Raw genomic sequence first — 7,769 nt, forward strand, 5'->3', positions numbered from 1 at the left:
TTCTTGATTTCGACCCACTAGACCTTTAAATCGCCGCCGCGTCTACAAACCAAGTCGTTCTCGCTGAACCTAGCATCTCGAGGTTATTTGGGTATATAACGCAGGTATAGAGCGTGCGCTTTGACTTAGCAGTAAACTCATTAGTACAGCTCAAGGCGTTATCATGGATCAACTTGTCAACTTGTTGTTCTTTACCAATGAGGTAGAACTTATTTAGTTGATTGAGCTCTGTTACATCTTCCAGTTTTTTCGCTTGTCCTTGGCTATAAAATTGACCAGAGAACGGACGTTTCCCAATGTAAAAAACAGGTGCATTGTCGGTGATCTCTGCAAATAGAATACGATCACTTCGGCTGTCTGCTTTGCCCATGTTTAAGACCAACATAGCGATCATGAGCAGCACAGGTAACACTGCTGCCGTGCCAGTAAGCCACTTAAAGTCATATTTATCCACTAACATTGCAATCAGGATACCCAATGCAGGAACACCTGGTAGCACGTAGGCCGGCAAAATGTTCCCTGCCATAGTGAACAAAACCATTGGCGAGATCAGCCAACACATTAAGAAACTGAACAAGCCTTGATGATCCGTTTCTATTGATTTGATTGTGTGTCGGCGCTTCCACACCAGAACAGGCAACACGAGCGACCATGGCGCAGCCGATTGCAGCCAGAATAGCCAAATCATGCCACGTGGTTGGTCATGAGCAGAACCATATAGGTCCCCTTCCCATCCACTTACGACAAAGCGTTTAAAGTGCTCACCAACAATGAAATAATCAATGAACCCCGGCGTCGCCATCTCCGCCATGATGTACCAAGGCAGTGCGATCGCCAACATCAACGCTAGGCCTGAAATCAATGGAAAACGCTGCCACAAGGCTTTAAAAGCACCAAAAAAACCATGCTGAATAACCAGCCAAGGAAAGACAGCAATCCCCATGATAACAATCGCAACCGGACCTTTTGCGAGTAACCCACACGCCAGACCGAAGAACCCCAGATAGCCCCAAAGTTGGCTGTGTTTGTCTTTTCCGAGCCAACAATAATAAAAGCCAAACATAGCCATTGTCATAGCTAACGTGAGTGCCATATCCGTCATCACCGCGCCCGCTGCAATCGAGAAAATGCCACATGTTGCCAACACTAACGATGCGACAAGCGCACTAAAACCAGCACGATACGCCATGGCTGCAACAAAAATAATAGTCGCGACACCCGCTAACCAATGAGGTGCGCGCACCGCAAACTCATTTAGCCCAAATAACTCAATGCCATACGCACTCATCCAAGTAAACAGAGGTGGCTTACCCCAAAATGGCACGCCGTAATCAAATTGTGGGGTGAGCCAATTACCTGTCTCCACCATCAAACGCGCCATTTCGCCATAGCGAGCTTCTGTCGTGTCCATAAGTGGATACGTAGCCAAAGAAATAAGGCGAAGTAACAACGCGAACGCCAACAACAGCCATAGGTGGGTTTTATTAATACTCATGACTACGCAGATTCTCCAAATTTAAACTTCATAGCTTGGATGGTTTGATGTTTTGCTGGTCGCTCGAAAACAGACTGGATAAGGTAAAGAGGTCGTTGCTTGGTTTCGATGAAAATGCGCCCGATGTATTCACCAAGCAACCCGATAGAGAGCAATTGGACACCACCAAGTGCGAGTTGAACCACCATCATGGATGGATAGCCGGAAACTGGCTCTCCAAATACGACCGTTTTCATCACAATGAATGCGCCGTAGATAAATGCACTGAACGCAACTAACGCACCTGCAAGCGTTGCTAGGCGTAAAGGACGGATAGAAAAGGAAGTGATACCGTCCATCGCGAGTCCGATCAGCTTGAGGTAATTCCATTTGGTTTCACCGCAAAAGCGAGCATCACGTTCAAACGGCACCGTAACTTGCTTAAATCCAGGCCAAGAAAAAATGCCCTTCATATAGCGATTGCGTTCTGGCAGAGCATTGATGTGTTTGACAACGTTGGCGCTTAATAAGCGAAAGTCTCCAACATTTTCCGGAACATCAAGCTTCGCCATACTGTTTAAGACTTTGTAAAAGCACGCCGCTGAAAAGCGCTTAAACCATGTCTCGCCATGGCGTTCGCTGCGCTGCATGTTGACCACGTCGTAACCTTCACGCCACTTAGATAGCATCTTTGGAATAAGCTCTGGTGGATCTTGTAGGTCGGCATCAATCACGATCACAGCTTCGCCATGACAATGCTCAAGACCAGCACTCATCGCCGATTCCTTACCAAAGTTACGGCTAAGTGCTAGACAGCGAACGTCGCTAGAAGATTGAGAAAAGTTTTGAGCAATCATTAAACTGTCGTCTTTGCTACCGTCATCGACATACACGATTTCACATCGTTCAGGTATGTCATCCAATACTGCTGTGAGACGACGATGGAATTCTGGCAAGACTTCTTGCTCGTTAAAGAATGGCACCACAACAGACAAGACTGTTTTAGGCTCAGCGTGTTGGCTCACCTTTGAAAAGGTTGCGGCGTGAATGTTGAAGGTTGACATGCTACTCTTCCACTAAATCCAATGAATGGATGCAGTCTACAAGTCGCCATGTGAAAGAGATGTTGTTGACATCTTTTTCACGCCCTTAGTGCATAATGTTCTGTTAAGAAAAGTCCCTAATTTCCAAAACCTGCCAAATTGGAGAGAAATACATGAAACGCGTACTTTTGGTCGAAGACAATCGAGAAATTGCAGGCATGCTGTTCGACTATTTTGAGTGTGCGGGTATGGAACTCGATTACGCTGACAATGGCGAGCTTGGTCTGAAATTAGCGATGGAAAATACCTTCGATATTATTCTGCTTGATCTAATGCTACCTCGCATGGATGGCTTGACTGTGTGCAATAAATTACGCGAAGCAGGCAACAATACGCCTGTATTGATGCTCACCGCGCTCGACAGTCGAGACGACATGTTAAAAGGTTTCAACCACGGTGCGGATGACTATCTGACAAAACCTTTCGATCTAGACATATTGGAAGCACGCATGACCGCTTTGATTCGCCGTTATCGTGGTACGGTCGCGTCTTGCAAGTTAACCTATGGTGAAGTCTCAATCGATCAGAAAACCCGTAAAGCGTATCGCCAAGATAAGCTTCTCGCCCTCAATCCGACCACTTATACAATTTTGGAAATGTTGGTGAAGAACGCACCAGATGTCGTCACTCGCGAAGACATTGCATTTCGTCTATGGCAAGAGAACGAGCCGAACAACGACGTACTGCGCAGCCATATCTACCAACTGCGAAACCAAGTTGATAAGCCGTTCGAACGACATGTGCTCATTACGGTTCCAAAAGTTGGCTTCCGCTTGGAGACAGGTGCATGATCAACCGCTTACTTGCCAGTACGCAAAGCACACAAAGTATGACAGGGCGACTCGCTCTGTTTTTTTCTTTCGTTTCTGTCGTTATCGGTATTTTCTGCTTTGCACTCATCACTGGTGCTCTTTTATGGTCAGAAGATCGTGTCGGCGAGCGCCGGATCATGATCGATAAAAAAGAGGCGATCGAACACTTTCAATCTCATCCAAATGCAGGCGTTATACAATTAGACCTATTGACCACCGCCTACAACGACATTGCCTTAGTACCTGCCCCATTTCAGAAGTATTTAATAGGTAAAAAACATTTTTTGGATGAAGTCGGGGATGAGCCAAGTTCAAGAATGATTTATATGAGCACCTACACCAGTAAAGGTGTAGAGCATCCAGTAATCCTCGTATCCCTGATTGATGAAATCGAAATTACCACCGAAGAGTTCATCATGGTGGTTGCTATGGTGCTGTCTATCGTCGCAATCTTGGTGTTCTTGTTTGGTAGCTTGTTACTGCGGTTATCACAACGCTTGATCGAGCCTGTTAACGCCCTAAAAACGCAACTTGACCAACACCAAGGTGATCCAACCCAAACCTTTAGTGTGCCGGAAAGTTCGGCAAAAGAGTTTCAAACCTTAGCGGATGAGCTTAATGAGTATCGCCGTAAGATCAATCAAGTCATCAAGCGGGAGCAAGCTTTTGCGCGTTACGCAAGCCATGAACTACGCACACCATTGACGGTAATGAAAGGCTCAAGCAGTTTATTGGCTAGAAGCGCCAGTACGGATTTTCAAACGCGACAGGTTCATCGTATTCAAGATGCAACGCAACAAATGTCGACGATGGTGGACGCTCTACTCGGCTTAGTGCGATATGAACGAAATACAGATGACTCACCCGTACGAAGCATTAGCGAAGAAGAGCTCACACAAATTATTGCGCAAAGTCAGGCGCAAGCGGATGAGAAAGCACTCAGTTTTGATGTGCAGATAGACGGTAACCCCAAAACGCGTGCTACCAATGCGGTCTTGACCATCATTCTTGGTAACTTGATTCGAAATGGCATTGCGGCAACGCCATATGGGGCGATCCATATTGGCATGAACGAGGATACCATTTGGGTTCGTGATGAAGGGGAAGGTTTTTCCAGTATCCCTCATTCAGAAGGGCATGGGTTGGGTTTAATGATTGTGGATGACCTGTGTCACCGCTACGGCTGGCAATTTGACATCGGAACTCACCCAGACGGTGGGTGCGAAGCCGTTATAAATCTTGCATTGGAACATCAAACCTAGCCAAGTGCATTCAACCCTCAGACCAAGGCACCGACTTTGCACTATCGTCTGATGACGACTCCTGTGCGTCGATGCCTTTCGACTCCAAGCGTTGTAGAGTTAGGCGTTGTATAGCGATGCCGCTAGCGTACTCAATCGCTGATGCTTCTCAGAGCCCACCTCAGACGCGTCACCGACAGAAAGTAAATCTTCGATAAAGCACGCCAATGCCCTCGCCTCGATTGCTCTGATGGCTGCTTGCTGCTCGCCCGATAAATATCCGTAAATGCTCGCCGCGCCAAAGTCACCAAAAATCATCTGCCCTTGCGCGTTAACCAATGTGTTGTGAGCGTATAGATCACCATGACACACCTTGTTGTCATGCAGATGATTAAACACATCTACCATCTGCTCTACAATCAGTTCAATTTGAGTCATCGTCAACTTGAAGCCTTCTGGGAAGGTGTCTCTAGTACAAGTTTCAAGAGTTGGTGGCAAACCCAAGTTGTAGTAGCTGTTTGGTATCAGCTCCATCACTAGAGCAAGCTCAGTACCGTCATCCACTTGCGCGATAGATTTGACCAAGTTGTCATGATGACCAGCTTGTAAGCATGCTTCAAGTTCATCATGAGGGAAACCATCACTGGTGACCTCGCCCTTGAACACTTTCACCGCCACTTCACTCGGGAAGTCATATTGAGCGTCAGTCCAGTTCGCGTGAGAAATCACACCACTCGCACCTTGACCAAGAACATGGTTAAGCGAGTAACTGCTTGTGGTCACTTTAGGCACACTGTCTAGTGAAGATGGATGCTTGCAGAATGGGTTACCTGCGAAAGCCAACCACGCCAACTTAGGCAGCTTCATCAATACATCCGGGAAGTACTCTAACTGGTTCGCAGATAAACGAATCAATTCCAAGTTGACCAAGTTTTCCATGCTGTTTGGCAGTTGCTTGATGCGATTGCCCGCCAGAGCAAGCTTTCTTAGGCGCGACCTTTCACCCAGACTGTTTGGAAGAACTTCAATCTCATTGTCTGTCAGGATCAGCCAGCGTAACTGAGTTGGTAGTGACGCTTCACTTACCTCTTTAATTTTGTTGGTTTTAAACCCAACCATCTCTAGGCTTGGAAGCTTTCCCAACACCTCTGGTAAGTGCGTGAACAGGTTGTTCGAAGCAAAAATGATTTTTAGCTTGGTAAGCTTTTCTAATTCTTGTGGTAATTCAGACAGTGCATTGCCAGATAAATCTAATACTTCAAGCGTGTCTGCAAGCTCTAAAATTTCCATAGGAAACTCTGTCAGCCCTTCCGCCAACTTTAGTTGTTTAATTCCTACTAATTGTCCTGTTTTTAATTGTTCTAGAGTCTGCAAAACCAAGCCTTCTGATTGAATAGAAATAAGCGGCGTAGTTTACGTGGCTTGAGGCAGAAAGGCGAGCCATGGAATATCGTCTTATTAAAGAAACCCATTGTGCTTATGATAGAGCATCAGGAATAACCGAATCTGATGCTCTGAAACCCAGACTTTTTATCTGGGTTTAATGGCGTTACACTACGCGCCCTTTTTACCGGCAAGGTCGCGTGGTTGGACACGTCAGCAGTAGCATGAAACTCTCTGAAAGCCCGATAACTCAACATAACTTTAATGGTCACACGTTTTTTCTTAAGCGTGATGACATGCTGCATTCTCACTTTTCTGGGAACAAAGCACGTAAATTTATGGCATTGATGGAAACACAGAACAGCGATACCAAAACGCTCATCAGCTACGGCTCAGCTCAATCCAATGCGATGTATTCTCTTGCCGCTCTGGCGCAAATCAAAGGCTGGAACTTCGAGTTCTATGTTCAACATATTCCGTCTTGGCTTAAAGACTCCCCTATCGGCAACTATCGAGGTGCGCTTGATTTAGGTATGAGCATCACCGCGATGCAAGACCTTGGTTCAACACTGCATCCAACCGAATACATCGAGCAAGTACGAGGCTTGGACCATACGACCTTGGTCGTCCCGGAAGGTGGTAAAGCGAAGATTGCCGAAGCTGGGGTAAAACAACTAGCGAGAGAGCTGCTTGATTGGACACGCCTTGAAGGCAGAAAACAGTTTATAGTGGCGTTACCATCGGGAACCGGAACCACCGCACTGTACTTAAGTAAACACTTAAAACCTCATGGAATCGAGGTCGTGACCTGTGCTTGTGTGGGTGATGCGCACTACCTCACTGAGCAATTCAACACGCTAGAAACCGAAAATCACCCCACTATTCTCTCAGTACGCGATAAACATCATTTCGGTCGTTTATATCAAAGCGATTACGAGACGTGGAATGCGCTCTACGATCAAACCAACCTAGAATTCGATCTACTGTATGACCCTTACATGTGGCAATGCCTACAGCCGTGGTTGGCAGAGAATGAAGATAAAACGTTGATTTATATCCACCAAGGTGGGTTACTTGGCAACGAATCGATGTTGCCAAGGTATCAACGAGAATTTGAATAAACGAAGTAGTGCTACTTAATAAGCGCTAGGATAGATTTGAACTCTGGCGCTCTGCAATCTTCTACCATTTCATACAAGCACATTTCTACGCTCGTCAGGCCGACTCCGTTTGCGGTTAACTTTGCTAATGCCAGTGCTTTGTTTGCCGCTGTTCGCGAAGATACACAATCGGTCACCAGCTCCACTTTGAAGCCCATTTGACGTAGCGATACCGCCGTTTGATATACGCAAATATGCGCTTCGATACCACAAACTAACCACGTATCAATATTGGCGTTTTCTACTGCAAGTTTGAATGTTGGTTCTTTCACACCATCAAAAGTGTACTTTGCGATCGGCAAGTGCGCCTTATCCAACACCTCTCGGATCGGTTCTACTGTTGGTCCCAAACGTTCCGGATTTTGCTCAAGCCAAACAATCGGTAAATTCAGAGCTTTCGCGCCTTTGACTAATTTGGTGGTGCTTTCAATCAAGGCTTCACTTTCGTGCATCAAGGTTGCGAGTTTACCTTGTACATCGACAACAATAAGACCAGTTGTATTTTTCGATAGCATTCTTATCTCCTCTGCGGGCTTGAAGCGCCTTTCTTTGTTACTCCAAGCTTTCGAACATAATCAATGTATACCCAAGTAACC

Annotated in this window: 7 protein-coding genes; 3 read left to right on the forward strand and 4 right to left on the reverse strand. The window is 46.1% G+C overall.

Annotation, left to right across the window (positions count from 1 at the left end; translation table 11 throughout):
• Nucleotides 1-25: 25 nt before the first annotated feature.
• Complete coding sequence (locus VHA02S_RS24015) at nucleotides 26-1,495, reverse strand: ArnT family glycosyltransferase (RefSeq protein WP_038898638.1); 1,470 nt, start codon at nucleotides 1,493-1,495, stop codon at nucleotides 26-28.
• Nucleotides 1,496-1,497: 2 nt separating this feature from the next.
• Entirely contained in the window at nucleotides 1,498-2,538 is a 1,041-nt protein-coding gene (locus VHA02S_RS24020; RefSeq protein WP_005444975.1) for a glycosyltransferase family 2 protein, read from the reverse strand.
• A 152-nt stretch (nucleotides 2,539-2,690) separates the two neighbouring features.
• Between VHA02S_RS24020 and VHA02S_RS24025 the strand changes: the two genes are divergently transcribed.
• Nucleotides 2,691-3,368 carry a response regulator transcription factor gene (locus tag VHA02S_RS24025; protein WP_005444974.1) on the forward strand — a complete coding sequence of 226 codons (678 nt, stop codon included), beginning with the start codon at nucleotides 2,691-2,693 and terminating at the stop codon, nucleotides 3,366-3,368.
• Nucleotides 3,365-4,651 (forward strand): sensor histidine kinase, encoded by a 1,287-nt coding sequence (locus VHA02S_RS24030; protein ID WP_009698434.1) that lies wholly within the window; start codon nucleotides 3,365-3,367, stop codon nucleotides 4,649-4,651. Before VHA02S_RS24025 ends, VHA02S_RS24030 begins: the two co-directional genes overlap by 4 nt.
• A gap of 99 nt (nucleotides 4,652-4,750) precedes the next feature.
• Here the strand turns inward: VHA02S_RS24030 and VHA02S_RS24035 are convergent, their stop codons facing one another.
• Complete coding sequence (locus tag VHA02S_RS24035; protein ID WP_172458557.1) at nucleotides 4,751-6,004, reverse strand: leucine-rich repeat-containing protein kinase family protein; 1,254 nt, start codon at nucleotides 6,002-6,004, stop codon at nucleotides 4,751-4,753.
• 233 nt (nucleotides 6,005-6,237) lie between these two features.
• On the opposite strand from VHA02S_RS24035, the gene VHA02S_RS24040 reads away from it, so the two are divergent.
• Nucleotides 6,238-7,134 (forward strand): 1-aminocyclopropane-1-carboxylate deaminase/D-cysteine desulfhydrase, encoded by an 897-nt coding sequence (locus VHA02S_RS24040; RefSeq protein ID WP_038898639.1) that lies wholly within the window; start codon nucleotides 6,238-6,240, stop codon nucleotides 7,132-7,134.
• Between the two features lie 11 nt (nucleotides 7,135-7,145).
• Here VHA02S_RS24040 and VHA02S_RS24045 read toward each other — a convergent pair whose 3' ends face one another.
• Complete coding sequence (locus VHA02S_RS24045; protein WP_005444966.1) at nucleotides 7,146-7,688, reverse strand: isochorismatase family protein; 543 nt, start codon at nucleotides 7,686-7,688, stop codon at nucleotides 7,146-7,148.
• Between the last annotated feature and the right edge of the window lie 81 nt (nucleotides 7,689-7,769).

The sequence above is a fragment of the Vibrio harveyi NBRC 15634 = ATCC 14126 = KCTC 12724 genome (assembly GCF_001591145.1).
GTDB lineage: Bacteria > Pseudomonadota > Gammaproteobacteria > Enterobacterales > Vibrionaceae > Vibrio > Vibrio harveyi.